We start from the raw sequence: 25,508 nt of genomic DNA on the forward strand, positions 1-25,508 counted from the left end.
AATTGCGATTCTTGCCCATACTATCGCTCACGGCTGATCCGTAAGTTTATTCTCGGCAACACCAAGAGATGAACGGAGTTCGAGATGAAGATCGCTGTTTACGGCGCCACCGGCTACACAGGGGGCCACCTCGTGGCGGAGTTGGTTCGCCGGGGTATCCAACCGGTCCTCGTCGGACGGGACAGCGACCGCCTGATGTCGACCGCCCGAGCCACCGACTCCGAGATTCGGATCGCGACGCTCGACGACCATCAGGCCCTCGTCGCAGCGTTCACCGGGGTGGACGCGGTGATCAGCAGCCTGCCGGCCTACGTGGAGCACGGCGCGCCGGTGCTCGCGGCCACGATCGCCGCGGGGGCGCACTATGTGGACCTGTCGGGTGAACAACTGTGGCTGAAGCGGGTTTTCCATGAGTTCGCCGCTCCCGCTGAGGCTTCCGGGGTGATGGTCGTCCCCGGGATCACCGACAGCAACCTGCCCGGCGATCTACTGGCCTACTTGGCCGCCCGACGGGTCAGTACACCAGCGGAGATCGTGATCAGCCATCACACCAGAAGCGGCGGCGAAGGTTCGCGTGGTAGCGCGCAAACCCTGTTGGCAAGCCTGGACTGGTTCCGCACCGGCGGATGGCATTACCAGGACGGTGAACTGCGCCGGGGAACACTCGACCGACCCACCTCGATGGTGCTTCCCAGCGATACCGCCGAGGTCCCGGTGACGAAATTCCCCCAGCCACCGGTGCTGACGATTCCCCGGCACACGCCGGTTCGGTTCGTGGCAGGAGTGCTCGACGCGCGCATTCACGCGGCGGTGAGCACGGTAACGCCCGACCTCGCCCAAACGCTGCCGCAGGCACCATCGGCAACCGCCGATATGCGGTACGACCTGGTGGTGGACGCGCGCGGCTCGGACGGCACGGCGGTCCGCGCGGTGCTGAGCGGTGTCGACTCCTACCGCGATTCCGCGCTCATGGCAGTGGCTGCGGCCGTGGCTCTCGCCGAGAGCGAGACGGCGGAACCCGGGGTGCTGGCGGCGGCCGAGGCGTTCACACCGCAGACCTTTCTCGACGGGCTGGCGTCGCACGGGATCACCTGGCGCATCGAGGAGCAGGCGTGACGACGAACCTCCGAAAGACACGAACCGCCGTGCTGTCGGCAGTGGCGGCGCTGCTGTTGGCCGTCACCGGTACGGCGTTGTACGTCGGCTCCTCCGACCGAAGCGGGCAGAACAGGATGTGGCTCGACAGCTGGTCCACCGCGCAGATGGCCGCCGTTGATGTGCTGGGGCCGAATTGGTCGACCGAAGGGTTCGCCGACCACACCATCCGTCAGACCGTGCGCCCCACCCTCGCCGGCGAATCCGTACGGATCACGCTGTCCAATCTCTTCGGCGATCGACCGCTGTCGATCGCGGCGGCCACCATTGCGCACACTGCCGAAGGGGCAGCGGTGCGTTCGGGCACCGTGCGCCCGCTATCCTTCAGCGGCTCACCGGCCGCGGTGATCCCGTCGGGCACCGAACTCACCAGCGATGCCGCTGTTTACCCGGTCAACGCCCGACAACCGATCACCGTGACCCTCTATCTGAACGAGGCAACCGGGCCGGCCACCTTCCACTTTCTCGGCAACACCACTACTTACCGTGCGGCCGGTGATCACAGCACCGACATCGAAGGCGCGGCGTTCACCGAGTCCGACAAGTCGTGGTATTACCTGGCCGGCATCGAAGTCTTCGGTGCCCCCAACCGCGATGGTGTAGTCACCTTCGGCGACTCCCTTACCGATGGCGCAGGTGCGGGTATCGACGCGGACAACCGTTACCCGGATGCTCTGGCCGACCGCCTCGCCGTCACCGACCGGCCCCGTGCCGTGCTCAACAACGGCATCGGTGGAAACCGGATCGTGTCGGACTCCGATTATGTGGGCCAACGCGCGGCCACCCGGTTCCGTCGCGATGTGCTCGACAAGGACGGAATCGGCACCGTGATCCTGCTGTCTGGCATCAACGACATCGGGGCCAGTGAACTGCCCGAGCCGTGGCTACGCCCGAACCCTGAGGTCACGGCCGACCAACTGATCGCTGAATACCAGCTCCTCATTCAGATGGCACGCGACGACGGCTTGCGCGTCATCGGCGGCACTCTGCTGCCCTACCGGGGCGCCCCGTACTACAGCGAACGCGGGGAACGGGTCCGGGACGCGGTCAACTCCTGGATTCGCAGCTCCGGCGAATTCGACGCCGTCATCGACTTCGAGCGCGCACTCGCCGACCCCTCGGATCCGGACTCGCTCGCCGAGCAGTTCGACAGCGGAGACCACCTGCACCCCGGTCCCGCAGGCTATTCCGCGATGGCCGAGGCCGCCGCGCTCGTCCTGAACGGGACAGACGAACAGAGCATGCACAAAAAGTGAAGTGAGGGCGCCGCTATGGGGTGCCCTCACCCAGTTCGTGCGTACTCGCCGCCGCTCCACTGTCCAGAGGTTGCCATCGAACAGGTCCGAGTAGTTATGAAGGGAGCGCGGCCGACCGGAGAAGCCGATTCGGGTGCAGGCTGTGTGTGACATGTGTGACATGAGTACCTACAATTTGAGGGATCTGCGGACCAGGCTCGGCGCTATCGTGCGCAACGTCGCGGCGACCGGGGAAGAGGTCGTGATCATCGACAGCGGTACCGAGGTTGCCGTCTTGATCAGCATGGCCGACTACGAACGGCTGCATGAGCACGCCGATCTCGCCGACGCGCTTCGTCTGCGCCGAATGCGGGAAGTGCCGTTCGAGACAATGACGATGTCGGAGATGGTTACCGCGCTCGGTGTCGACCCGGAAACGGTTCTCGCCTCGTGAGGGTCGAGTTCCACCCCGACACACTCGAACAACTCCAGAAGCTGCCCCGTGACGTATTCGAATCCGCGCTGCAAGCGATCATCGGGCTCAGCAAGGAGCCTCGCCCCGCCGGGGCAAAAAGCTCGTCGGCAGCCACAGCGACTGGCGCATCCGGATCGGCCAGTACCGTATCGTGTACGAGATCGATGACGGCGAACAGTTGGTGACGATCTACACCGTTGCCAAGCGATCCGATGTGTACCGCTGAATCTCCGACGGTCGAACTCCTGCTGAGTGATGTGCGTGGTTACCCTCGATGTCGCGCCTTTGACGCCCGCCGAGGGGCCAGGTTCACCAGTCCACCTGATCACGGCCGTCTATGGATACGGACGCGCGAAACAATAGATTCAGAACATGACCGAACCTGTGAAGCCCACCATCATCGCCGCTACCTGTGTCGGCCTCCTGTGCGGACTCGCGGCCGTGGTGGTGCTCGCGATCTGGTGGGCGGTAGGTCCCAACACAGTCAGCTGCTACTACGCCACTTACAGCGAAGATGATCTCAGGCAGTTCGGCGATATGGTCGCGAAGATGTGGCCCACTCGCTGGGTGTGGGTCGGCCTCATCGTGGCGCCGACCATCACCGGTGCCCTGCTCGGTGGCGCCGCGGCACGATTCGGTTTCCGCTTGACGCGGGGTGTTCGATGATCTGACGGCCGGACTGCGTGCGATTGTGCGGCAGATCCACCAGCTGGGTAACCGCAAAATCACCAGCAAGCATGCGGCAGATCCACCACCGACCTAGCGGCAGATCAACCAACAGCCATTCGATTCCGGTACCGCGCACATTAGGTCAGCGCTGACATGCGGAGGCTGCTCCGCCCCACAGGCCAGTTCGGCCCGTGGAGGGGTTCGTCTTGATGGAGCTGGCCCGCCAGGTCACGTGGTTCGATGAGGAAGCCGAACTCTTCCACTACCGCACGCGCGACCAGGTCGAAGTCGACGCAGTGCTGAAGAACCGACGAGGTGAAGTGGTCGGCATAGAAGTCAAGGCGGCATCGGCAGTCGGCCCAACGACTCTCGCGGTCTCCGCCACCTTGCGGAACGACTCGGCGACGACTTCCTCGCAGGCATCGTGCTGCACACCGGACAGCAGAAAATGCTGGCCATGCCGGTCAGCGTGCTGGCCATGGCCCTACTCCCGCTCCTTGTGGGCGATCGGGGCTTGAATCTCAGGTAACAATGGCCCGGGTAGGCCGCTTCTTGTGGCTCAGGGGCGATCGAACTGGCCGTTGGCGACGCCCTTGGTGAACGCTTCCCATTCGTCGCGGTTGTAGTCGAGTCGGACGCCAGTGTTATCGCTGATCGTGGCGGCACCGTCGGCATGGGCGGTGATGGCGAGCGAGTCGCCCAGAGTGCCGGAGGTGGTGCTGAGGACCAGGCCTAGAAAATCGGCCCAGAGTGCGTCTGTCACCGTGATGATCGGCTGTTGTTCGGGGAGGCCGGTGTACTTGCTGTCGCGGATTAGTACAGTGCTCGCGCGATGTGAGATTTCGACACAGGTCTGATCCCCGCCGCTGAACGTGGACTTGAACCAAGGGGAACGCACGAAATCATCCTATCTGGCTGATCGTTTCCTTGATTATCTGTACCGAGTCTTCACGGCTCAGTGCCACGCTGGTCACCTGGTTGTAGAGATAACTCAGCGCCTCTACGTGTCTCGGGTCATCGGCAACCTGCCCGTAGATCGCTGTCTCCAGCCAGCCGATACCGGGCAGGCGGGCGCTTTCGAACTCCAAAAGGTGGCAGGTCGCTGCATTGAGGCTGGCGATCGAACCACGCGCATTGAACGGCACGACCCGCAGATCGAGAGTGTCGGGGTGGCGATCCACCAGTTCGAGAAGGTGCCGTAACTGGTCTCGCTGCACATCAGGGCCGCCGACCTGCTGCATCAAGGCCGCTTGGCCAAGGACGACTGACAGGTGTAAAGGGTCGTCCCCTGAAAGCCGCTGCTGGCGGCGCAACCGTGCGCGCACGCGCTGTTCGGCTTCGGTCGGTCGGCCAGTCGAAACGATGGAGGACATCAGGGCGCGGATGTAGTCCTCGGATTGCAGCAACCCCTGGATAACACCAGCTTCGATACTTCGTATGTGCTGCGCTCCGTGCTCGAGACCGTAGAAGCGCATCAACTCGTCGTTGAACAGTGCCGAGTACTCGGCCCACCAGCCTCGTTGCTTGGCTACCGCCCGCAGGGCCAGGAGTTCGGCTTGCTCGTCGGGCTCGAACTCGAGCAGATCCATCAGCTGGCGCAGTTTCTCCTCGGTGAGCACGCCGCGATAGTTCATGACCTGCGACCAGTATGCGGCACTAACGTCGAGCGCCTTCTGGATTGCGCTTGCCTTCACCCCGCGGGACTTGCCCTGCTCGCGGATGCGCAGAGTCAGTTCCCAAGCGGCGACTGTCGGGGACATCGGGGCCATGCGCTGACGATCCTTCCTGGTCTGGGGTGCACTCACGGTACAGCACAGCAAAGTAAAGCACGATGTCTTCGCGTATTGACTGCTTAATTTAAGCATAGTAGCTTGCGGAGTGCTTCAGATCACAAGGCAGCGTGGAGTTCGGTCTTCACCCGAGGGGAGTAGGCGGCATGAACCATGTAGCAGCTGGGAACGGTGTGGATACGCCTGCCAGCCGATGCACCTTCTATCGAGAGACGTGCGGTCTACCTGCGGTGGTGACATCCACGGGTCGGATCAGTGTCGCTGCCCGGGTGGTCTGGGCGATACGGGTGTCGGCTTCGGTCGGGCATTCGGTCCGCCAGGATCTCCGTAACCGTTGGCGCGTCGAGGGGCCCATCGTGTCGCATCCTCGATCGGCGACGTGGTCGTTCCTGGTGGAGCCAGACGTGCCGCTGTCACCTTCGCTGATCGGTCCGCTGTTCCGCGCGAATGTCGCTGTGCATCGTGACGGCGCGGAGATCGCTTTGCCTTCGCCTGCTGACCGGCCGTTCACCGCCCGCCACTGGGTCGTCGCGCCGCGAGACAAGTTTCGGCCGTCGGGCTCGGTGGTGCTGGCCGCGATAAGCCGCTGCTTACCGGGCCGCGGGATAGACCTCCGCCTCATCGACACCGAATGGCGGGGCGCATGACGGCCGAGGAAGTGACTTCAGCAACCTATATCGGTAGGGTCGGCAAACCGGTGTACCGGCGCGTCGAAGAAGGAAGCCTCCCTGATGCCGAGGATGTGTTCGACGCCCTGTGCGGGATCGAATTACCCGAGACATTGGGCACGCCTGGTGCCGTGCTCATCGGCCCTACCACGCGAATACTGGCGAACGCCCGAGTCATGATGCCGATCTGGCTGGCTCACTACCGAGAGCGCCAGCGCTGCAAGCCGATTACCGCAGGCAGAGCCGCCCATCTGGACCTTCACGCCAGGTATATCGACCGGTATGCAGCCGCCGTCATACCTCCACCGAAACCTTCGGCTGAGGAGCTGCCATATTCCTACGGCGATATGGTGTCGCTGCTGGTCGCGCGCTTCGCGCAGTACATCGCCAGCACGTCCCGCCCATCAACAGGCGCCCTCCAACAGGAGTTTCACGTCGGACGGCACGCCGCCGGTTTCGATGTGGCCGTAGCTGCTCTCCGTGGTGGCGATGTGCGAGCCCCCGCGCCGGAGCTCAGATGCGGGCGAATTGCTCGTCCACTGACCGCGTTCGAGCGGAAAAAGGCATGAGCAGCCCGCGACCGGAGGAACCCGATGTTCACTTGAGCGTGTTCCTCCACGGCATCCGATTCGACTTCGCTGCCTGTTTGACCGCCGCGCTGCTGTTTGTGCAGGAATGGCGGGCCCACAGTGGGGAGATATCTGTGCTGCCTGGAAGGGCACAGGAGTTATCGCGCCTGCCCTGTGAACGGCTGTACCTCGAGCCTTGACCAACCAACATGCATTCCGATCACGTCGACGCGTGGGGGACACCCCGCCCACGCGCCGGTGGGCCGAAGCCGACGCTCCGTCTACGCGGACCAGTCATTGGGGGCGGATCAGTTCGTGATCGGCGAGGTTCTCGACGCACGCGTAGCCTATTTGCCGGGGCGAAAGGAGCGAGAAGAACGCCCGGCAGCGGCGGGCTGGTACGGGGTGATAGCGTCCGCCGCGGCCCGCATCGGAATTTACCGCAAAACGTTACTCGAAGATGGTGTGATTCTTCCCTCCGTTTGGCTTCGAATTTGCTGGGCAACACCGAAAACATGGGCTTGTGTCCGGGGCGCGACCCCACAATAGGGGGCAATGCAAACCGGAGGCCCGGAATGCTCCTGATTCCCTGTCCTACGAGAATCTGACTTTGACCAGGTGGTTTCCCGGTGGCAGGGCCGGGGTTCGGTCCAAGCCGTACATTTTCGCAACGTAGCGAGTTTCGGGATCGAGTACTTTTCTGAGCTTTGCAGCTGTCCCTCGGCAAACAAACTGGAATTGTAGTGTTTCAGTTTCGTTAGAAATTTCGGATGGCCGTGCTAGACATTCTCTGGACGGTTACAAAAGTGACCGGTTGAGGAACAACGTCTCTCGAGGGGACTCATTCACATGAACAAAATTCGGACGTTCGGTCTTGCCTTCGCCGCGGCTGCCGGGCTCATGCTGGCCGGCGCTGGTGTCGCCGCCGCTGAACCGGATGCGGGCGGCGGCACTACCCCGGTCGACACCGGCTCGGCTGAGATCGTGACCTCGCTGGTCGAGCTGCTGGCCACCGGTTCGTCGGGCGCCGATACCACCCCGGCCGACTAAGAACAGTGGCCGGGAAATGCCCTGCCTCATTCGAGGCAGGGCATTTTCTTTTGGCCCCAGCGTGAATAACTGAGGCATTCGCCGGAGAGCCTTCGGTTGCTACACCTTGTCGAGGTCGCCGCGGGACATGACGGCCACCTGATGGATTCGGTCATTGCTGAACCGCGTGGCGATATCCGTTTCGGTGTGTGCGGCCAGCGCCTGTAATGCGGACGGACTGTAGGCGCGTAGCTCGCTGATGAGCCAGTCGTGCGCCGTCGGGTAGCCCTGTCCGAGGAGGATGACTGCGGAGATCAACGGCAGGCGCAAAGGCTGCACGATCGGTGACTGGCGGAGTACGTCGACGATGAGGAATTTCTTGGCGACTCGGGTTGCTTCGGCGATCGCGGCAGCAGCCGCCCTCGGCGGCAGATGATGGAACGACTGAGCGAAGACTACGAGGTCATAGGCTTGATCCGGCGCATTGATCGACGTCGCGTCCTCGACACGCACGACAGCACGCGGATGCGATCCGAGATCGCCTGCGGCCATATCGTCTACCGATGCGGGATCAATATCGGTGACGGTCACCTCTACATCGGGATGCCGTTCGAGCAGTTCGCGCGAGAAACCGCCGTGCCCTGCGCCGAGTTCGAGAATCCTCGGGCGAGGGATATCCGCTACTTCTTGCATCGCCAGCTGGGCGAATTTCTCGTTGTACCGAAACTTTGTGCAGATATGCTCGAGCGCCCGAACCACTGACCGCTTCACACGGTCGTCGACATCGTCTCGGTCCAAGAACTCCAGGCGCTCGGTTTCGAGCTGCCGGTCCAGCCAAGAGGCAGCCGGTCCGCCCCGGGGCAAGGTGTCGATCGTGTCGGTTGCGCTCACTCGGTGATCCTCATGCATGTGGGCTGGCTTGCTTCCTTTTTCCTACCGTCGGTCGGCTACCGAGGGTCACGCGGGCATTCGTGCACACCAGGTGACCGCCGCCGTTGATCCGCAACGGCAACTCCTCGGATTCCCCATCCGCTGGGGACAGAGCGAACCGGCGCAGCACCATTGTCATGATCAACACCATCTCGGCGACGGCGAGCCTCTGGCCGAGGCATACGCGGGGACCGCCGCCGAACGGGAACCAGGCGAACCGGGGGATGTTATCGGTGGACCCGTCGAGCCATCGATCGGGCCGGAACTCGTCGGGCGAGTCGAACCAGCGGGGGTCTCGTTGGGTGACGCAAGGAGCCACCCACACCAGGTGGCCTGGTCCGAACTCGTGACCGCCTGCGCTGAACGTGGAATTGACTCGGTGGTTCAGTGCGCGCACTACCGGATACACGCGCAACGTCTCCTTGACCACCGCTTCGGCGAGCTCGAGTGCGCCCACATGCTCGTACCCGAGAGGTGCCCCCTCCGTAACTTGTTCAGCTTCGTCGACCAGCCGCTGCTGTAGATCCGGGTATCGGCTCAGCAGCGTGAACATGATCCCCAACGTATTGGCTGTCGTCTCATAACCTGCGAGATACAACGTGTAGATCTCGTCGCGCAACTGGAGGTCTGTCAGCGGCTGCCCATCTTCGTCGCGAGCATCCAAAAGCATGTCGAGCATGTCCTGCCCGCTGTCGGCCGGGTGCGTTTCGCGTTCGGCGAGCCGTTGCTCCACAGCGCCCATGATGAGCCGCTCCGTGCGGGTGGAAGCGCTTGTGAGCCAGCGCCGCAACGGTGTCGGTACCCACACCGGGAGTTTCGAGCCGAGCGCGAACTCGAGCATGTTCAACTTCAACATCCGGTCGCTTGCGCGTTTGAGTTCTTCGGCCAGCTCGTCGCCCAGGTCCGATCCCAGCAGCGTCCGCATAGCTATGCGGCCCACGAGTTGTTCCATGTCCCGCTGCATATCCCGCGTTCGGCCGGCACCCCAGCTCAGTACGGTCTCCTCAGAGAAGCGAGTGATGACTTCGGCGTAGCTTTCGATCCACCGCGGATGCATGCCCGGCTGAAGCGTGCGCCGCTGCCTCCGCCAGTAAGCGCCTTCGCTCATGATCAGGCCATTGCTTCCGGTGATCTCGGCATGCCTGGCGAAAGAATCTTCGTTTCCCCGGCCAAGCGGTCCATTGGCCCCCGCAGCAGCAAACACCAGCCCGACATCGTCGGGGTGGAAGAACACGACGGCCCGGGTGGAGCCGATCGACCACTCGGCAACATCTCCGAACCGCTGATGCAGCGACGGCAGAAAGCCGAACTGATCACGGGCAAAGGCCGCCAGGTCGCCGATGATCGGCAAGGGCCTAGTACCCGGCGGCCGACCTGCGCCGTTGCTGTTGTTGCGGGACATACGCGTACTCCTGCTCGCCAAGCCGCAATGTCCGGCCAGGCTACCGTGGCCCGAACCGCGGTTTCGTCTGTGTCGCCAGTTCGGACACATAGGCATGCTATGCACCACTCGGCGACGTCAGGAGCTGAAGCGCAGTAATGAGAGACGACGCCACGGCCAAGGTGTTGGCGCGAGCCCCGGCCACTCGCTGTCCGGTCAGGGGGAGCGAAGGGTCACCGCTTGGAACGCTGGCCTTCTGCCAGCTGTTCGGTGATCTTTTCGGTGCCTGCACGGCGTTGGATGGCAGCAGACAGGCCGGGGGCAATGCCGCTGAGCAGGCCGATCATGCGCAGGCTCAGGGGCGCGACATCCACCTCGGCGCGGTTTTTCTCGATGGCGCGGATGGTCGCACGTGCCACGTCCTGTGGCGTCCGGGTACCGATCCCGCGGGGCAGGTTGGCGCCGGAGTCGGCGAACATACCCGCGTCGCTGATATAGCCCGGGAATATGGTGGAGACTCCGACGTTGTGCGGCCGCATATCTTCACGGAGCGCGAGGGCGAAGCCACGCATTCCGAACTTGGTGGCGTTGTAGAGCGATGCCTGCGCGGAGGCGGTTTTTCCGTTGAGCGAGGAGATGAAGACCAGGTGACCGTGGCGCCGGGAGGCCATGTGTTGCGCGAGGAGTTTCGCCATCATGATCGGGGCGCGGAGGTTGACGTCGAGTGCGCGGTCGATCTCGGCAAGGGAATAGTCGGAGAGCAGGCCTGTCGCCGGTAGCGCGGCATTGGCCACGAGCACGTCGATCTCGCCTGCCGTCTGCAGCAGCTGTTCGACCGCGTCTCGATCGGTGAGATCGGCGGGAATGGCTCGGCCGTTCAGCTTCTCGGCCAGCGGCTCGAGCACATCTGTCCGGCGGCCGGTGAGCACCACCTCCCCGCTGCAAGCGGCCAGGTCGACGGCAAGCGCCTGCCCGATTCCGCCGGTAGCACCGGTCAACAGCACTCTTGCCTTACGCAAATCCATCTCATGTACTCCGATATCGGGTGGACGAGATTCCACCCTCGCCTACCGGGTGACCGCAGGTCTTGTACGAATGTTGGTCACTCGGCTGCGCAATGTGCTGCGAGCCCCGAGTCGACAGCCAGGGCTGCCGGAGTCACTCCGGTGAATGCCACAACGTCTCGGTGCAGATGCGACTGGTCGGTATAACCACATTTCGCCGCGACGCGGGCTGGGCTGTCTCCCGCAGTCAAACACCTTGCGGCCCAATGGAAACGCACCAGCTTCGCGGCACGCTTGGGTGGCAGGCCCACCTGGGCCCGGAACCGTTCCCACAGACGTCGGCGGCTCCATCCCACCTCGGTCGCCAAATCCTCGACCCTGGCCGAGCCGCAGCCGAGGCTGATCCTTTCCCAGACCCAAGCCACTTCAGGGTTCAGCATCGGCCCGGCTGCGCTTCGACGGGTGAGTAACGCATCGATCAATGCGAAACGTTCGTCCCACAAGTCGGTCTCGCCCAGTTGGTCCAGGATTCGCGACGCCTCTCGACCCCAGATGTCGTCGAGAGCGACCACGTTGTGATCCAGCTCCGCGAGGTATGCACCCAGCACGGCAGGTGCGTCCACCGGGGAGAGGCGTACCTCCACGCAGTCGATGTTCTGGCCCTGCATCCGAACTGCGCTGGGGGCGAGCCCGGCGACGAGACTGCCTCGATGCCGACGACCGGTGGCATCACGCACCACGAGCGTGCCACCGCCGCATTCGAAAACCAGCGTGACCGAGGGGTGCGGGACCACCGGCAGTTCTATCGGATCCGTGCATCGATCGCGAAAGCCGGCCATGCTGACGCGGGCCATCGGGCCAGGTGGTGCCGGTCGCGCGATATGCCAGGCAGTCGTAGCTCGAAGCCCGAGTCCGGATCGCATCGCCCTATGCTACGGAACGTTTCCCGGCGAAGCCCTCACCCGTTGGTCTGCCCGTACCTGTTCGAGGGGCACCCGAAGTGCGGTTCTGCGACCGCACGCCGGGCGCCCCCGAGATGATCAGGAGCTGAAGCCGAGCACGACGTCCGCGAGCACGGGGGAGTCATCGCGGTCGACGGCGGTGGCGGTGATGATCAGCTGATCGGCTTCCCGCCACATGCGGGTGCGGATGGTTTCGCCCGGGAACAGAACACCCGCGAACCGGGCCCGGAAACCGGTGACGCGGGTGGCGTCGGAGCCAAGGACGGTGTCGGTGGCGGTTTTGCAGACGATTCCGTAGGTGCACAGGCCGTGCAGGATCGGCGCCGGGAAACCTGCGCCCTTGGCGAACTCGGGGTCCGAATGCAGCGGGTTGCGGTCACCGCACAGGCGGTACAGCAGCGCCTGCTGCGGCAGTGTCGCCACGGTGACCTCGTGATCGGGTGCGCGATCGGGCAGTTCGGTTTTGGTGCTGGGGCCGCGTTCGCCCCCGAAACCGCCCTCGCCGCGAGCGAAAATGGACGAGCGGGTAGTCCACAGCGGTTCACCGTCGGAGCTGGTGACCGTCTGCTCCTGCACGACCACCGCGGCCGAACCCTTATCCCAGATCTCGCTGATCCGGCCGGTCTGGGTGGCTTTGCCCGTGGCCGGGATGGGGCGGTGCACCTGCACCTCCTGGAAGCCGTGCACCACCTTCGCCAGATCGATATCGATACCGGGGAACTCGACCTTCGGCGGTTCGGTTTCGCCCAGGGTGGGTGCAACGGTGGCGAAGGTCGGCAGCACCTGCGGTTCCCGGTCGGCGAGGTAGCGCAGTTCGGCGGGGTCGGTCCAGCGGGTGCCCGCGCCGAGACCCAGGTGGTAGAGCTGCACGTCCGACGGTGTCCACGCGAACTCGCGGCTCGGCAGTTCCGCGCCGAGCGCGATCTTCGGATCGATGGGCATCAGTACTCCTTGTGCATGATTGCGGATGAAAGTCGCGAGGTCCGGCCGGTGGGCCAACCGTCGATCCTGCCCGCTGAAGGGCAGACGCGGCAGGGACTGTCCCACCGGCCGGAATGTACTCCTCACGCATCCTTTGCGGCGGCGTCCTTGGCTGCATGCGTGTGGGGCCCTACGTGGTGACGCGAGCTGCCTCTTACGGGCCCTGACACGGTCATGCTGTGTTCTTTCTGCATGCCCGTGGGGGCCCTGCGTGGCGACGCAAGCTACCTCCTCCAGGCCCTGACACGGTCATGCCGTGCTCGTCTGGTTCTTCTTCCGTTCGACGATGTCGAGGACCGCCAGATATCCGTAGGTGATGGCCGGCCCGATGGTGGCGCCGGGGCCCGCATAGGTGTGGCCCATGACCGGGGTGGAGCAGTTACCGGAGGCGTACAGGCCCTGGATCGGGGTGCCGTCTTCGCGCAGCACCCGGCCCGAGGTGTCGGCGACCAGGCCGCCCTTGGTGCCGAGATCGCCGGGCACCATCTTGGCCGCGTAGAACGGCCCCTGGACCAGGGCGGCCAGGCATGGGTTGGGTTTCACCGTGGGGTCGCCGTAGTACCGGTCGTAGTGGCTGTCGCCGCGGCCGAAGTCCGCATCTTTGCCGGTTTCGGCGAAAGTGTTGAACCGGGTGATGGTCGCGGCGAGGTTCTCCGCGGGCACCCCGATCTTGTTCGCGAGCTCCTCGATGCTGTCGGCCTTGACAATGTTGTCGCCTTCCATCCAGCGGGAGGGGAACCTTTGCCCAGGCTGTAAACCAGCGAAGATGTAGCGGTTGCGGTAGCGCTGGTCGAAAACGAGCCAAGCAGGAATGTTCTCGCCAGGGCCCGCACCCTGTCCATATTCACCGCCGTACATGGTGTGCACGGCCTCGACGTAAGGAGCGGACTCATTGCCGAAACGTTTGCCGTCAGCATTGACGATGATCGTGCCGGGCAGGTTGCGCTCGGCGAGGGCGAACCACGGCTTACCTGCACCCTTGAAGAGCGTGGGACCCCACCACGCGTCCTCCATGAACCCGATCGCGCCGCCTGCCGCCATACCCGCGGTGATGCCGTCGCCGGTATTGGCGGCCGCACCGGTGGTCCACTCGGTGGTGATGGGCTGGCGCTGGTATTTGGCGCGCATCTCGGCATTGTGTTCGAACCCGCCGCTGCCCAGCACCACGCCGTATCGGGCCTTGAAGGTGACGGGCTCACCGTCCTGCTCGGCCACCACGCCGGTGACCACGCCGTCATCCATGACGAGCTCGGTCAACGGTGTGTTCAGCAGCAGCGGCACGTTCGCGTCCATGAGGCCTTTGCGCATCGCGGCGATGATGGCCTGACCCATACCGACGATATGTTTACCCGTGAACTTCGCCAAGTAGGTGCGCGCACCGACCCGCAGGGCACGCATCATGCCCTTCGGGTGGCGTTTGATGAGGTTGAGCCGAACGAAGTCGGCTTGCATAACGACCACGTTCAGCGGCGCCTTGGCATACGGCGGCTCCAGCTTGAACCGTTCTTCGCCGAGCACCTTGGTGTCGAACGGCGCGGGCTCGCAGGAGCGTCCCTCGCCAAGGCCACCCGGAGCCTCCGGATAGTAGTCGGAGTATCCGGGCACCCATTTCATCTTCAGCGGCGTGTGGTCGAGCACGAAGTCGAAGGCCTCCGCGCCACGGTCGATGTAGGTGTCGATCCGTTCGCGGGGTACGACGTCGCCGATGATGCTGTGCAGGTAGGTGCGGGCGTCTTCCCGGTCGTCCGGGCGGCCCGATGCGCGCAGCGCCTTGTTGCCGGGGATCCACACGCCGCCGCCGGAGCGGGCGGTCGACCCACCGTAATGCGCGGCCTTTTCGATGACGACCACGCTGAGCCCGTGGTGAGCGGCGGTGAGGGCAGCGGTCATCCCGGCGGCACCGCTGCCGACGACCACCACGTCGTATTCCCGATCAATCATGTAGAACACGTTATAGAATGGGGACGCTGTTGGTCTATGTTGTCTGGCAGAAGACTCGAATATCAGCGGAAACGGCGAGGAAACTCGTTTCAGTTTCCCGTTAGTTGTCGGCAACGGAGTGGGAGTAGATGGACCACGATTGGGATCTGACCGCGGACGTGGTCGTCATCGGATACGGTGCGGCGGGCGCAGCCGCGGCGCTGGAAGCCACCGACAACGGTGCGCAGGTGCTGGTCCTGGATCGGTTCACCGGCGGAGGGGCAACAGCACTATCCGGCGGCATCATCTACGCGGGCGGCGGCACCTGGGTGCAGCGCGCAGCCGGGGTGGAGGACACACCAGAACAGATGCTGGCCTACCTGGAACGAGAAGTCGGTGACGCCGTGTCACCGGCGACGCTGCGGCGTTTCGTCGACCAAAGCCCCGCGATGATCGACTGGCTCACCGGGCACGGGGTGCCTTTCGAGGCATCACTGTGCCCGTACAAAACCTCCTACCCCAACGACGACTACTACCTGTACTACTCCGGCAGCGAAATCTCCGGCGCATTCGGCGATATCACCCCGGCCCAGCGCGGGCACCGCGCCAAAGGGCGCGGGGTGTCGGGTAAAGCCTTGTTCTTCCCGATGGCCGCCGCCGCTGCCGCCGCCGGGGTGCGGGTGGAAACACTCACCACGGCCACCGAACTGATCACCGACGACACCGGCACGGTGATCGGCCTGCAATGCCGCACCCTGCGCGACGCACCGGGCCGCATCCGCGACCGCTACAGCCGCATGGCCCGGCTCGCCGCCAAACCCGGCATCTACTATCCGCCGCTGCGCAAAGCCATGGAAAAACGGATGGCGGCCCTCGAACGGCACTACGCCACCACCATCAAAGTGCTGGCCCGGCGCGGGGTGGTCCTCAGCGCGGGCGGGTTCATCGGCAACCGGGAAATGGTGCGCGAATACGCCCCCGCCTACCGTGGCGGGCTGCCGCTGGGCAGTTCCGGCGACGACGGCAGCGGTATCGAACTCGCTCGCCGCCTCGGCGCACGCACCGACCGGCTGGACAGCGTCTCGGCCTGGCGTTTCCTGCTGCCGCCGAGTTCTTTCACCGGCGCGTTGCTCGTCGACGGGCAAGGCAGGCGGGTCATCGACGAAACCCGGTACGGCGCGGCCGTCGGCAAAACCCTGGTCACCGAGCGCAACGGTATCGGTTGGCTGCTCGCCGACGACGAACTGATGCGCACCGCGATCTCCCAGATCGGCCCCCAAGGCAGCTGGTTCCAGCGGGTGCAATTCGAGGTGATGCGTCGCACCGCCAAACGCGGTGCAACCCTCGAGGAAGTGGCCGCCAAGGCCGGGATCGACGCGGCCGGGCTGCGGGCGACAGTGCACGCGCACAACGCTGCCATTACCGAAGGAACGGCGGACCCGGTGGGTAAACCCGCCGAATACACCCGCACCGTCGGCAACGGCCCGTACTGGCTGCTGGATGTATCGATCAAACCGAGCCTGACCAACCCGTGCCCGATGTTCACCGTCGGCGGTGTAGTGGTGGACGAGGACACCGGTGCTGTGAAATCCACCGACGGAACCGATATCGCGGGCTTATACGCCGCAGGGCGCACCGCGGTGGGTCTCTGTGCGAATTCCTATGTCAGCGGCCTTTCCCTGGCCGACTGTGTTTTCTCCGGCAGGCGAGCGGGCCGGAGCGCGGCGGAACGCCTCGCCGCGGTTCACGACGCCGTAAAGACCACTGTGGAAGGAAACTAGCGTGCTGTCCGATGCGGTAAGAACCGAACTCGCCGACGAACTCGACCGCGCCGAACGCGAGCGGGTCGCCATCGACCCGCTCGTGTCCCGGTATCCCGATATCGATGTGGTCGACGCCTACGAGATCCAGCTGATCAACATCCGCCGCAAGATCGACGCGGGCGCCCGCATCGTCGGGCACAAGGTGGGTCTGTCGTCGAAGGCGATGCAGCAGATGATGGGCGTCGACGAACCGGATTACGGGCATCTGCTCGCCGACATGGAGGTCTACGAAGACGTTCCGGTCGACACGAGCCGCTACCTGTTCCCCAGGGTGGAAGTCGAGGTCGGTTTCGTGCTCGGCGCCGACCTGCCAGGGGAGGAATGCACCGAAGCCGATGTGCTCGCCGCGACCGTCGCCTACGCGCCCGCTATCGAACTCATCGATTCGCGTATCAAGAACTGGAATATCGCGCTGGCCGACACAATTTCCGATAACGCATCCTCGGCTGGTTTCGTGCTCGGCCCACAGCGGGTGGCGCCGAAAGACATCGATATCAAGAACATCGATGCGGTACTCACCCGCAACGACGAGGTGATCGCCGAAGGCCGAAGCGACGCGGTGCTCGGGGATCCGGTTATCGCGGTCGCCTGGTTGGCCCGCAAGGTGGCGAGCTTCGGGGTCCGGTTGAAAGCAGGCGATATCGTGCTGCCCGGCTCCTGCACTCGCGCCATCGACGCACGCCCCGGTGATTCCTTCCACGCCGAGTTCGCCGGGCTCGGCTCTGTCCGTCTGCAATTCGCTTAGGCGTAACCACTAGGAGGTTTGTCGTGACCACCACGACGGGAACCGTAACCGCCGCGATCGTCGGGTCCGGCAATATCAGCACCGATCTGCTGTACAAACTGCTGCGCTCCGAGCAGATCGAACCGCGCTGGATGATCGGCATCGACCCGGACAGTGAGGGGTTGAAACGGGCGCGTGGCTTGGGTCTGGAGACATCGCACGAGGGCGTCGGCTGGCTGCTCGGCCAGTCCGAACTGCCGGACCTGATCTTCGAGGCCACCTCCGCCTACGTGCATCGTGAGGCGGCACCCAAATACGCCGAGGCCGGTATCCGCGCCGTCGACCTGACCCCCGCCGCCGTCGGGCCCGCCGTGGTGCCGCCGGTGAACCTCGGGGCCAATATCGACGCGCCGAACGTCAATATGATCACCTGCGGCGGCCAGGCCACCATCCCGATCGTGGCGGCCGTATCCCGTGTGGTGCCGGTGCCTTACGCCGAAATCGTCGCCTCGGTGTCGTCGGTATCGGCCGGACCTGGCACTCGCGCCAATATCGACGAATTCACCAAAACCACCAGCCGCGGTGTGGAAACCATCGGCGGCGCGCAGCGCGGTAAAGCGATCATCATCCTCAACCCGGCCGAACCGCCGATGATCATGCGCGACACCATTTTCTGCGCCATCCCCGAAGATGCCGACACCGACGCCATCGCCGATTCCATTCACCGCATGGTCGCCGATATCCAGCAGTACGTGCCCGGCTACCGCCTGCTCAACGACCCGCAGTTCGATCCACCGTCGGTGGTGTCCGGCGGTATGGCGAAGGTTTCGGTGTTCGTCGAAGTCGAGGGCGCGGGCGATTTCCTGCCGCCGTATGCGGGCAACCTCGACATCATGACCGCAGCCGCCACCCGAGTCGGCGAAGTCATGGCCGGACAGATCACCTCGGCCCGGGTGTGAGAAGGGACTTCTGAAATGCCATATTCAGCCGAACTCGATATCCGCGTCACCGACACCTCACTGCGTGACGGTTCCCACCACAAACGCCACCAGTTCACCGCCACCGAGGTCCGCGATATCGTCGCCGCCCTCGACGCCTCCGGCGTCCCGGTGATCGAGGTGACCCACGGCGACGGTCTCGGCGGTTCCTCGTTCAACTACGGCTTCTCCAAGACGCCGGAACAGGAACTCGTCACCATCGCCGCCGAAACCGCGAAACAGGCCAAGATCGCGGTCCTGATGCTGCCCGGCGTCGGTGTAAAGGAAGACATCAAAGTCTCCCAGGACAATGGCGCCAGCATCTGCCGTATCGCCACCCACTGCACCGAGGCCGACGTCTCCATCCAGCACTTCGGCCTCGCCCGCGAACTCGGCCTGGAAACTGTCGGCTTCCTGATGATGTCGCACACCCAGCCCCCCGAGGTCCTGGCCAAACAGGCCCGCATCATGGCCGACGCAGGCTGCCAGTGCGTCTACATCGTCGACTCCGCGGGCGCACTGGTGTTGGAGCAGGTCTCCGACCGCGTCTCCGCGGTGGTCGCCGAACTCGGCAACGACGCCCAGGTCGGTTTCCACGGCCACGAAAACCTCGATCTCGGTTGCGCCAACTCCATTTACGCCATCCGCGCAGGCGCCACCCAGATCGACGGCAGCGCCCGCCGCTTCGGCGCAGGCGCAGGCAACACCCCCGTCGAAGCCCTCGTCGGCGTCTGCGACAAACTCGGCATCAAAACCGGCATCGATTTCTTCGCCATCGCCGACGCCGCCGAAGACGTGGTCCGGCCCGCCATGCCGCAGGAATGCCTGCTCGACCGTCAGGCACTCATGATGGGCTACGCCGGGGTGTACTCCAGCTTCCTCAAGCACGCCGAACGGCAGGCCGAACGCTACGGCGTCTCGGCCGCCGAAATGCTGGTGCGCGCCGGTCAGCGCAAGCTGGTCGGTGGGCAGGAGGACCAGCTGATCGATATCGCGTTGGAGTTGCAGCGCGAGCAGGCGACTGTTTCTGCCTGAGCAGCGGGTTTGCCGTAGGCCGCGAGGGATGTCGATTAGCCACCTCGCGGCCTGCTCGCGTTCTCGGACTCGGCTCCGAGGCCGATCGCATCGACCGGGACGGTAGTCGGCCGAGCACGGTAGCTGGTCGAGCTCAGAACGATGGTGGTTCGCACGCGGTGGATACCACCCGCACCAGCTCCCGAGAGATCACCGGGTTGGCGGCAATGGTGTGGCGTGCCCGCAGGCTGTGCGGGCTTCCGTCGGAATCGGTGACGACCGCGCCGCTTTCGCGGGCGATCAGGACACCGGCGGCGGTATCCCACGGTTTGTTCGACAGCATCACGCAGCCATCGGTACGCCCCTCGGCCACCCACACCAGATCGAGAGCAGCAGACCCGAACATCCGGACGCGCTCGACAGTCGCGGCGAGAGCTTCCGTTATCGCGAATCGCCGGCGGTTCCGTTCGGCGGCTCGAGGGCCGACCGCATAGTCGCCGATCGACACGATGGCATCGCGGAGATTTTGTGCCCGACCTGCGGCGATGGGCTCGCCATTGCAGAATGCGCCGCTGCCTTCGGCCGCGTAGTACTCCAGGCTGAGGAAGGGCGCCTGTATGACGCCGATCATCGGTTTGCCTCTGTGTACGAGCGCGAGGGAAACGGCGCACAACGGAAGACCGTGGATGAAATTCGAGGTCCCGTCGATCGGATCCAGCGTCCACACGTACTCGGCGTCTTCGCGGTCCGTCGCCGTCGTACTTGCTTCCTCACCCAGGAAGCCGATCCATGGCGTCACTGAATGCAGCTGCTTCTGCATGGCGGTCTGGATTTCGATGTCCAGCTCCGTGACGAAATCGCGCTCGCCTTTCGCGTGGATCTCGCCTGGGCCCGAGCTGCCCAGCAGGGCCGCACCTTCGGCTACCGCCGCACGCGCGGTGTTCAGGAGTGCTCGGGTATCGATCACGTACCGACCTCTTTCCCTCGCGTCCAGATGCTGTCGAAGACATTGGCGAATGTATCGAAAATCCCGGGCGCTTCGATTCGCTCAGCTGACCGCATTCCCAGTTTCGCTCAGTCTTGGTCGAGTAACTTCGTTGAAACGCAGCGGAAGCCGGTGTCGTCATCCGTCATCGCTCTATCCGCATCGTTGAAGGCCGCCGGTCTTCCTCGGTCGAACGGGCTGGTGAATGCCGCGCCCTTGAGCTCGTAACGGTTGTTTGTGGTAGGGGTCGCGAGCCATTCCCAGACGTTTCCGCACATGTCGTAGCAGCCGTAGGGACTGACACCGCTCTTGTATTGGTCGACAGGAGTGGTGGTGCCTGGGCCGGAGCCACGGACGTTGCTTTTGGCTGGAGTAGGTTGAGTGCCCCACGGCCAGGTATTGCCGAGGGTGCCGCGGGCTGCTTTCTCCCACTGCTGGCTGGTCGGCAGGCCCTTGCCCGCCCACTGGGCATAGGCGTGGGCGTCATCCCAGGTCACCCAGACGACGGGATGGTCGGCGATCGTTGTCGGCGGGTGCACTTCCTCCCAGTGCTGTGGCGGTGTGTGGCCAGTAGCGGCGACGAACCGTGCGTAATCAGCGTTGGTTGTGGGAGACAGGTCGATGTAGAACTCCGCGACCCACACCGGTTCGTCCTCGGCCCCGGACAGATAGACACCTTCGGGAATCCGGGTCATCAGTTTTCCGTCCATTGGGTGGCGGACGTTGGTGGGATGTTCGGGGACATCGAGATTACGCGCGGGGCTGAGCACGTCCAGGGAGACGAACTCCGTGAAACGGGCGCGTTCTTCACTGGTGAGACGTGCCAAAGAGGTGTCAAGGGCCGCCTGGTTGACCGGCCTGGGGCAGGTGCTCGCGCCACCGGCCTCCCATTTCGACACCAAACGGTCGCCGACACCGAGGTGCGCGGCGAATTCCACAAGGCTCATTCTCCGCGCGTGGCGCAAGGCGCGGACCTCCGCCCCGGTCCAACGCCGAACAATCGTGATCATCTTCTGTGTTCTCCCCTCACCACATCGGCGGCGCTGTTGCTGGCCGCCGGAGCGCCCACTTGTCGGTCAGAGCTGTTGCGCCGGAATTGATTCGTATTCGGCGCGCAGAGTATCGATCAGCTTGTGTGCGGTCGGCCACCGGATGTCATCGACTCGGGCGACTGCCCGGACCCCGACAGCCGCATTGGTCGCCACGGCACCGACGAACTGATTGAGCCGAGCCAGTGTGATTGTTTCGGACTGGACTTCCTCGTCCCGGGCCTGGCTGATCAGACGCATAGTGGTTCCGGGCAACACCTCTGCCTTGGGCCAGACCAGACGCCCTTCGGTGTCTATGAATCCGATGTTGGAGGTCGCGATCTCGGTGACGATTCCGTCGGCAGTCGTGAACATGGCATCGTCGAACCCGTTTCGCTGCGCAGTGCGTCGTTGATGTAGCGCGCCGAACAGACCGACGTGTTTGACCCGGGGCATATCGCGGGAGTAGACCGCCGATTGCAGACTCACCGGGCTCTGCGGGGACGGCGGTGCTTTTCGCATGCTGACAAGGATGTGCGGTTCGGCGTCCGCTCCTGGCCGGCCGAGTTCGAGGTGTGGGTCGAACACTGTCACCCGTACTACCACTGCAGCAGCGGAGCCACGCAGCGCATGCCGTACGAGCTCACGGACACGCTCGGGATCGAGATCGGCATCGAACACAGTACGGCAATCGCGGATAAGCCGATCCAGATGCAGGGAAAGACCGCGAACCGCGCCGTTCTCGACCCGCATCGACGTGAAGTGGCCGAAGTTGACCAATCCCAGAGCGCCTATATCGTCGGCCGTGACCGCTGAGCCGTTGAGTTCCATACGGCCAGTCTTTCACTTTTCTCCATGTCGAATCCCTGCTCTATGCCGAAGTTCGGTGAAAGGGCGGTGTAATGCTTTGTCGCGGCGGTTCCGCTGCTGATCTGCTGCGTTGATCCTGGCCTACATGACAACTGCGGAACACCTGAGAACGGTTGGCACCACCCCACTTGCCTCGGGCTTCGAGGACGGCTACGCCCAACGCTTGGTTGGAGCGATGCAGCATGATGATTGCCAGCACTATGCGGCCGAAACACATGTCTGTCATGTGTTCCTCCAGCCGGGAGCGGAGGTCCGGTGATGCCACACGCTGTCGTCTTCCTCAAACAGTCTCTGTGTGGGAACGGCAGGGCACTGCTGGAGACCCACTGCGGGCTACTGGCCGCCGCCCATGGTTTCCGCATCCAGCGCGTGGTGGTGCACGACGAGCACGATCCGTTTCCGTGGACGCTGGATGAGGTTTTGAAGTCAGGACCCAACGGAATCATTGTGCCGAGCTTGGAGCACATCGATTTTCGTGCTCGCCAGGTCTTGACCCGCTGCTCGCTGCTTGTCGGCCGTCCTTACGGCTGGTATCACCGGGGAGCGATCGATTGGTATATCGCCGGGCTGCCACCAGAAGGCGTGGCGGGCGCAGGGAAGGGTGGCTGACTGGGTCGGCCTCGATTATTTCGGTTGACGTGTTCCCCAGCGGCATTTGAAGATCCGGCTATGCGCGTGGGTGTGGTCGGTTTGGGGATGGGCCTGTATCTGGCGACGTGGTGTCGTCGGTTGGGGATGGATGTGGTGGCGGGGTGCGATCGTGATCCCGAGCGGCGAGCCGAAGCCGCCGAACAGTTGCCGGGGGCGGTGCTCGTCGAACAGTGGCGTGAACTGCTGAACGAAGACCTCGACGGCGTTGTGCTCGCCAACGACTTCGATCAACACGCGCCGTTGGCCATCGCCTTTCTCGAACGGGGTGTGCATGTGCTTTCCGAAGCCGCGGCATGCATGGACGAGCAAGAGGCACGCGCGCTCATCGACGCCGAGCGACGCTCCAGCGCCACCTACTCTTTCGCCGAGAACTACGTGTTCCATCCGCATGTCCGGCTCATTCATGATGCCGTGGCCAGCGGGGAAATCGGCCGGGTCACCCTGATCGAAGCGGATTATCTGCACGGGATGGCCCCGGACGACGTCACGGCGCTGATCGGCGATCCAGGCCACTGGCGCGGCCGGATCGCGCCGACGGCGTACTGCACGCACACCCTGTCGCCCGTGCTCGCGCTCACCGGGCAGATGCCGACCGAGGTGACAGCGTTTTCGGTCGACGCCACGGATCCCCGTGCGGCAGTAGTGCTTCTGGTACGTCTCAGCGGCGGCGGGCTGGCGATCACCCGTCACGGTTTCCTGCAAGGGGAGCCCGACAGTCACTGGAGTTGGGTTTCGGTGCGCGGCACCGAGGGCCTGGCCGAGTCGGTGCGGGCGCCCGGCTCCCGCGCGTGGTCGGTACGGGTCCGCAAAGAGGCATGGACCAGCCCCGACGGACAGGTGCGCGACGAGGAGCGCGCACCGTCGCCGCTGTCGCTCGACGGCACCGTCGTCGAACCGAAGACGGAAGGCACTGTGCGGGTGCTCGAAGGCTTCCGCGCCAGCGTCGAGCGTGGCGAACCCCCGCTGATACCCGTACAGTACGCGGTTGCCGCTTCCCTGGTCGGCGTCGTCGGTGCGCAGTCACTGCGCGACAACTCGCGCTCCACACTGCTGCCCGACTTCCTTGTCGGGGTACACCCCAGCTAGACATCCGTCACCGAGACGGGCTGATGATTTCGGTGTTCGATGATATGGAGGAACGTGAAGCAGGTGACCCTGCGGGCGATGACCGCCGCAGAATACGAGGAGGCCACGCGCCGGCGCGAAGCGGAGGGGGCGCGGGAGCTCGCCGAGTTCGTGTCGGAGGAGCAGGCGTGGGAGCGGGTGCGGGAGGGCACCGCTTTCTATCTACCGCAGGGGCAGGAGACCGAGGGACATTACCTCGTTGTGGCGGAAGATGATTCGGGCGCAGTGGTGGGTGAGGCGTGGCTCGGGCCCGACCCGCAGGAGGCGACTGCGACCGCTGACTCGGGGTGGGTGTACGACATCGTCGTTTACGAGCAGTTCCGGCGGCAGGGATATGGGAGTGCGATCCTCGCGGCCGTCGAGGAATTGGCGGCGGGTAAGGGGATGACTCGGGTCGGGTTGAACGTCGTCGGGAGCAATACGGCGGCGATCGAGTTGTACCGCCGCAGCGGCTACGCGGTTTCTTCGATGGTGATGCACAAAAAGGTGCAGTAGTCGAGTGACAACGACGGGACGCTCGCCGCGCTGAGCGAAGCGGCTGCGATCACCATGCAGCTGCATACGGCGGAAACTGCGCTGGTCAGCACCGATTCGCCAATTCCGGTCGAGCTGGGTGGGCTGGTCTGGCTGACGGAAGTTCCGCAGAAGGGGCACGGCGGCGGCTACGGTGAGGTGGCTGATACCGAAAATGCTGGTTCTCACCGATAGTTGTTCTTGTCGAACAGCATGTCGAAGTCGCCTCGCTCCGCCATCTCGGTGAGTTCGTTCAATGCCTCGAGCCGTTTCGAGGCATTGATCTGTTTCGAGTCGTCCTGAGGGCTGTTCGTGGAGGCTGAACAGGCGAGTAACGCGCTGAGGGCGGCGGATCCGTCCAGGAGGGCTTGGGAGCGTGCTGTGATCGCGGTCTCCCTGGCGGCCAGTGCGGACCTGACGTCCTGCAAGCGGCGGGCGTGCCGGATTTCCGGCATCAGGGCGCGCAGGGCGGGGATGCGGTAACCGGCCTGGCGGAGCTGATGCACGATGCGGGCGTCCCGGACTTGGGTGGGGGTGTAGCGCCGTGTTCCTCGGTGCGGGGCGCGGTCGGGGACGACGAGGCCTTCTGAGTCCCAGTGGCGCAGGGTGGAGGGGCGGATGCCGAGGGCGGTGGCGAGTTCGGAGACGGTCATCGAGTCGGAGGCGCGGATATCGGTGAGTGGTTCGGTGGTGATCGACTCGGCTGCGGCGATGGCGTGATGCAGGTCGGTGCGTTCGGTGTCGAGCCGGGCGTGTGCCGCGTCGAGCAGGGCGAGGGCAACGGCTGCCGGGGAGCAGTGGAAGGCTCGGACGATCTTCTTGGCCTCGACCGGGCCGGTGCCTGCGGCGAGGGCGCGATAGGCCAGGGCGGAATGCAGGTGGATGTCGTCGTAGACCCGGTAGCCGGTCGCGGTGCGCGCGGAGGGAGGCAGGACGCCGTCGCGCTCGAGGTTGCGGATCTGCTGCACGGAGTAACCGGCACGCCGCGCGACATCAACAGTGCGCATGCTCGCTGGTTTGAGCCTTGGCA

Annotated in this window: 28 protein-coding genes; 16 read left to right on the top strand and 12 right to left on the bottom strand. The window is 64.4% G+C overall.

Features of this window, described 5'->3' with window-relative positions; all coding sequences use genetic code 11:
* Positions 1–84: 84 nt before the first annotated feature.
* The 6 genes from B0T44_RS00760 to B0T44_RS28440 all read left to right on the top strand — a co-directional run bounded on the left by B0T44_RS00760 (position 85) and on the right by B0T44_RS28440 (position 4,052).
* Positions 85–1,116, top strand: a complete 1,032-nt coding sequence (locus B0T44_RS00760) for a saccharopine dehydrogenase NADP-binding domain-containing protein (protein ID WP_077118454.1) — start codon at positions 85–87, stop codon at positions 1,114–1,116.
* Positions 1,113–2,411: an SGNH/GDSL hydrolase family protein gene (locus B0T44_RS00765; protein ID WP_077118452.1), complete on the top strand. Its 1,299-nt coding sequence runs from the start codon at positions 1,113–1,115 to the stop codon at positions 2,409–2,411. The genes B0T44_RS00760 and B0T44_RS00765 overlap by 4 nt, the downstream gene beginning before the upstream one ends.
* Positions 2,412–2,571: 160 nt before the next feature.
* A complete protein-coding gene (locus tag B0T44_RS00770) occupies positions 2,572–2,844 on the top strand; it encodes a type II toxin-antitoxin system Phd/YefM family antitoxin (RefSeq protein ID WP_077118450.1) in 273 nt (90 codons plus the stop codon).
* Positions 2,845–2,905: 61 nt separating this feature from the next.
* The gene (locus tag B0T44_RS28435) at positions 2,906–3,091 is read left to right on the top strand and encodes a type II toxin-antitoxin system RelE family toxin (RefSeq protein WP_368025686.1); all 186 of its coding nucleotides are present in this window, start codon (positions 2,906–2,908) and stop codon (positions 3,089–3,091) included.
* A gap of 146 nt (positions 3,092–3,237) precedes the next feature.
* Positions 3,238–3,531: a hypothetical protein gene (locus B0T44_RS00780; RefSeq protein WP_077118448.1), complete on the top strand. Its 294-nt coding sequence runs from the start codon at positions 3,238–3,240 to the stop codon at positions 3,529–3,531.
* A gap of 194 nt (positions 3,532–3,725) precedes the next feature.
* The gene (locus B0T44_RS28440; RefSeq protein WP_217808814.1) at positions 3,726–4,052 is read left to right on the top strand and encodes a DUF4143 domain-containing protein; all 327 of its coding nucleotides are present in this window, start codon (positions 3,726–3,728) and stop codon (positions 4,050–4,052) included.
* A 41-nt stretch (positions 4,053–4,093) separates the two neighbouring features.
* Here B0T44_RS28440 and B0T44_RS00790 read toward each other — a convergent pair whose 3' ends face one another.
* Together B0T44_RS00790 and B0T44_RS00795 are read right to left on the bottom strand one after the other, a co-directional pair.
* Entirely contained in the window at positions 4,094–4,432 is a 339-nt protein-coding gene (locus B0T44_RS00790; protein ID WP_077118444.1) for a DUF397 domain-containing protein, read from the bottom strand.
* A gap of 4 nt (positions 4,433–4,436) precedes the next feature.
* On the bottom strand, positions 4,437–5,294 hold the full coding sequence (locus tag B0T44_RS00795) for a DUF5753 domain-containing protein (protein WP_081511461.1): 858 nt from the start codon (positions 5,292–5,294) through the stop codon (positions 4,437–4,439).
* A gap of 263 nt (positions 5,295–5,557) precedes the next feature.
* Here B0T44_RS00795 and B0T44_RS00800 point away from each other — a divergent pair, with 263 nt between their 5' ends.
* The 3 genes from B0T44_RS00800 (at position 5,558) to B0T44_RS00815 (ending at position 7,611) form a co-directional block, all read left to right on the top strand.
* Positions 5,558–5,971 carry a DNA-directed RNA polymerase subunit beta gene (locus B0T44_RS00800; protein WP_245839229.1) on the top strand — a complete coding sequence of 138 codons (414 nt, stop codon included), beginning with the start codon at positions 5,558–5,560 and terminating at the stop codon, positions 5,969–5,971.
* Positions 5,968–6,561, top strand: coding sequence for a hypothetical protein (locus tag B0T44_RS00805; protein ID WP_077118436.1), 594 nt, complete (start codon positions 5,968–5,970; stop codon positions 6,559–6,561). Before B0T44_RS00800 ends, B0T44_RS00805 begins: the two co-directional genes overlap by 4 nt.
* An 849-nt stretch (positions 6,562–7,410) precedes the next feature.
* On the top strand, positions 7,411–7,611 hold the full coding sequence (locus B0T44_RS00815) for a hypothetical protein (RefSeq protein WP_077118431.1): 201 nt from the start codon (positions 7,411–7,413) through the stop codon (positions 7,609–7,611).
* A 99-nt stretch (positions 7,612–7,710) separates the two neighbouring features.
* Here the strand turns inward: B0T44_RS00815 and B0T44_RS00820 are convergent, their stop codons facing one another.
* The 6 genes from B0T44_RS00820 to kstD form a co-directional block, all read right to left on the bottom strand.
* Complete coding sequence (locus B0T44_RS00820; RefSeq protein WP_077118427.1) at positions 7,711–8,499, bottom strand: class I SAM-dependent methyltransferase; 789 nt, start codon at positions 8,497–8,499, stop codon at positions 7,711–7,713.
* Positions 8,492–9,922: a cytochrome P450 gene (locus tag B0T44_RS00825; protein WP_175648065.1), complete on the bottom strand. Its 1,431-nt coding sequence runs from the start codon at positions 9,920–9,922 to the stop codon at positions 8,492–8,494. The genes B0T44_RS00820 and B0T44_RS00825 overlap by 8 nt, the downstream gene beginning before the upstream one ends.
* A 212-nt stretch (positions 9,923–10,134) precedes the next feature.
* Positions 10,135–10,926, bottom strand: coding sequence for an SDR family NAD(P)-dependent oxidoreductase (locus B0T44_RS00830; protein ID WP_077118421.1), 792 nt, complete (start codon positions 10,924–10,926; stop codon positions 10,135–10,137).
* 77 nt (positions 10,927–11,003) lie between these two features.
* Entirely contained in the window at positions 11,004–11,699 is a 696-nt protein-coding gene (locus tag B0T44_RS00835; protein ID WP_254854211.1) for a helix-turn-helix domain-containing protein, read from the bottom strand.
* A 246-nt stretch (positions 11,700–11,945) separates the two neighbouring features.
* Entirely contained in the window at positions 11,946–12,809 is an 864-nt protein-coding gene (gene chsH3 / locus B0T44_RS00840; RefSeq protein ID WP_077118562.1) for an enoyl-CoA hydratase ChsH3, read from the bottom strand.
* A 288-nt stretch (positions 12,810–13,097) separates the two neighbouring features.
* Complete coding sequence (gene kstD, locus B0T44_RS00845) at positions 13,098–14,798, bottom strand: 3-oxosteroid 1-dehydrogenase (RefSeq protein WP_077118417.1); 1,701 nt, start codon at positions 14,796–14,798, stop codon at positions 13,098–13,100.
* 119 nt (positions 14,799–14,917) lie between these two features.
* Here kstD and B0T44_RS00850 point away from each other — a divergent pair, with 119 nt between their 5' ends.
* From B0T44_RS00850 to dmpG, 4 genes are read left to right on the top strand one after another with little or no spacing between them, the layout of a single operon-like run.
* Positions 14,918–16,549, top strand: a complete 1,632-nt coding sequence (locus tag B0T44_RS00850) for an FAD-binding protein (protein WP_077118414.1) — start codon at positions 14,918–14,920, stop codon at positions 16,547–16,549.
* 1 nt (position 16,550) lies between these two features.
* A complete protein-coding gene (locus B0T44_RS00855; RefSeq protein WP_077118411.1) occupies positions 16,551–17,336 on the top strand; it encodes a 2-keto-4-pentenoate hydratase in 786 nt (261 codons plus the stop codon).
* A 23-nt stretch (positions 17,337–17,359) separates the two neighbouring features.
* Positions 17,360–18,274 (top strand): acetaldehyde dehydrogenase (acetylating), encoded by a 915-nt coding sequence (locus B0T44_RS00860; protein WP_077118406.1) that lies wholly within the window; start codon positions 17,360–17,362, stop codon positions 18,272–18,274.
* Positions 18,275–18,289: 15 nt separating this feature from the next.
* Positions 18,290–19,327 carry a 4-hydroxy-2-oxovalerate aldolase gene (gene dmpG, locus B0T44_RS00865; protein ID WP_077118404.1) on the top strand — a complete coding sequence of 346 codons (1,038 nt, stop codon included), beginning with the start codon at positions 18,290–18,292 and terminating at the stop codon, positions 19,325–19,327.
* A 133-nt stretch (positions 19,328–19,460) separates the two neighbouring features.
* On the opposite strand, the gene B0T44_RS00870 is transcribed toward dmpG, so the two are convergent.
* The 3 genes from B0T44_RS00870 to B0T44_RS00880 form a co-directional block, all read right to left on the bottom strand.
* The gene (locus B0T44_RS00870; RefSeq protein WP_077118402.1) at positions 19,461–20,273 is read right to left on the bottom strand and encodes an inositol monophosphatase family protein; all 813 of its coding nucleotides are present in this window, start codon (positions 20,271–20,273) and stop codon (positions 19,461–19,463) included.
* A gap of 107 nt (positions 20,274–20,380) precedes the next feature.
* The gene (locus tag B0T44_RS00875) at positions 20,381–21,238 is read right to left on the bottom strand and encodes an SUMF1/EgtB/PvdO family nonheme iron enzyme (protein WP_081511442.1); all 858 of its coding nucleotides are present in this window, start codon (positions 21,236–21,238) and stop codon (positions 20,381–20,383) included.
* A 129-nt stretch (positions 21,239–21,367) separates the two neighbouring features.
* Entirely contained in the window at positions 21,368–22,150 is a 783-nt protein-coding gene (locus B0T44_RS00880) for an aminotransferase class IV family protein (RefSeq protein WP_077118397.1), read from the bottom strand.
* Between the two features lie 294 nt (positions 22,151–22,444).
* Here B0T44_RS00880 and B0T44_RS00885 point away from each other — a divergent pair, with 294 nt between their 5' ends.
* The 3 genes from B0T44_RS00885 to B0T44_RS00895 are packed head-to-tail and all read left to right on the top strand — an operon-like array spanning position 22,445 to position 24,460.
* A complete protein-coding gene (locus tag B0T44_RS00885) occupies positions 22,445–22,798 on the top strand; it encodes a hypothetical protein (RefSeq protein ID WP_139347885.1) in 354 nt (117 codons plus the stop codon).
* Between the two features lie 60 nt (positions 22,799–22,858).
* On the top strand, positions 22,859–23,926 hold the full coding sequence (locus B0T44_RS00890) for a Gfo/Idh/MocA family protein (protein WP_077118393.1): 1,068 nt from the start codon (positions 22,859–22,861) through the stop codon (positions 23,924–23,926).
* A 39-nt stretch (positions 23,927–23,965) separates the two neighbouring features.
* Positions 23,966–24,460 carry a GNAT family N-acetyltransferase gene (locus tag B0T44_RS00895; RefSeq protein ID WP_077118391.1) on the top strand — a complete coding sequence of 165 codons (495 nt, stop codon included), beginning with the start codon at positions 23,966–23,968 and terminating at the stop codon, positions 24,458–24,460.
* A 203-nt stretch (positions 24,461–24,663) separates the two neighbouring features.
* Here B0T44_RS00895 and B0T44_RS00900 read toward each other — a convergent pair whose 3' ends face one another.
* A complete protein-coding gene (locus B0T44_RS00900) occupies positions 24,664–25,485 on the bottom strand; it encodes a MerR family transcriptional regulator (protein WP_081511443.1) in 822 nt (273 codons plus the stop codon).
* Between the last annotated feature and the right edge of the window lie 23 nt (positions 25,486–25,508).

The organism is Nocardia donostiensis, assembly GCF_002081715.1.
GTDB lineage: Bacteria > Actinomycetota > Actinomycetes > Mycobacteriales > Mycobacteriaceae > Nocardia > Nocardia donostiensis.

What these genes read in the sequence shown, in the direction of transcription:
- B0T44_RS00760 (WP_077118454.1), top strand. Translation starts at nt 85, where the DNA reads ATGAAGATCGCTGTTTACGGCGCCACCGGCTACACAGGGGGCCACCTC.
- B0T44_RS00770 (WP_077118450.1), top strand. Translation starts at nt 2,572, where the DNA reads ATGAGTACCTACAATTTGAGGGATCTGCGGACCAGGCTCGGCGCTATC.
- B0T44_RS00780 (WP_077118448.1), top strand. Translation starts at nt 3,238, where the DNA reads ATGACCGAACCTGTGAAGCCCACCATCATCGCCGCTACCTGTGTCGGC.
- B0T44_RS00795 (WP_081511461.1), bottom strand. Translation starts at nt 5,294, where the DNA reads ATGTCCCCGACAGTCGCCGCTTGGGAACTGACTCTGCGCATCCGCGAG.
- B0T44_RS00805 (WP_077118436.1), top strand. Translation starts at nt 5,968, where the DNA reads ATGACGGCCGAGGAAGTGACTTCAGCAACCTATATCGGTAGGGTCGGC.
- B0T44_RS00815 (WP_077118431.1), top strand. Translation starts at nt 7,411, where the DNA reads ATGAACAAAATTCGGACGTTCGGTCTTGCCTTCGCCGCGGCTGCCGGG.
- B0T44_RS00820 (WP_077118427.1), bottom strand. Translation starts at nt 8,499, where the DNA reads ATGCATGAGGATCACCGAGTGAGCGCAACCGACACGATCGACACCTTG.
- B0T44_RS00825 (WP_175648065.1), bottom strand. Translation starts at nt 9,922, where the DNA reads ATGTCCCGCAACAACAGCAACGGCGCAGGTCGGCCGCCGGGTACTAGG.
- B0T44_RS00830 (WP_077118421.1), bottom strand. Translation starts at nt 10,926, where the DNA reads ATGGATTTGCGTAAGGCAAGAGTGCTGTTGACCGGTGCTACCGGCGGA.
- chsH3 (WP_077118562.1), bottom strand. Translation starts at nt 12,809, where the DNA reads ATGCCCATCGATCCGAAGATCGCGCTCGGCGCGGAACTGCCGAGCCGC.
- B0T44_RS00850 (WP_077118414.1), top strand. Translation starts at nt 14,918, where the DNA reads ATGGACCACGATTGGGATCTGACCGCGGACGTGGTCGTCATCGGATAC.
- dmpG (WP_077118404.1), top strand. Translation starts at nt 18,290, where the DNA reads ATGCCATATTCAGCCGAACTCGATATCCGCGTCACCGACACCTCACTG.
- B0T44_RS00875 (WP_081511442.1), bottom strand. Translation starts at nt 21,238, where the DNA reads ATGAGCCTTGTGGAATTCGCCGCGCACCTCGGTGTCGGCGACCGTTTG.
- B0T44_RS00880 (WP_077118397.1), bottom strand. Translation starts at nt 22,150, where the DNA reads ATGGAACTCAACGGCTCAGCGGTCACGGCCGACGATATAGGCGCTCTG.
- B0T44_RS00890 (WP_077118393.1), top strand. Translation starts at nt 22,859, where the DNA reads ATGCGCGTGGGTGTGGTCGGTTTGGGGATGGGCCTGTATCTGGCGACG.
- B0T44_RS00895 (WP_077118391.1), top strand. Translation starts at nt 23,966, where the DNA reads ATGATATGGAGGAACGTGAAGCAGGTGACCCTGCGGGCGATGACCGCC.
- B0T44_RS00900 (WP_081511443.1), bottom strand. Translation starts at nt 25,485, where the DNA reads ATGCGCACTGTTGATGTCGCGCGGCGTGCCGGTTACTCCGTGCAGCAG.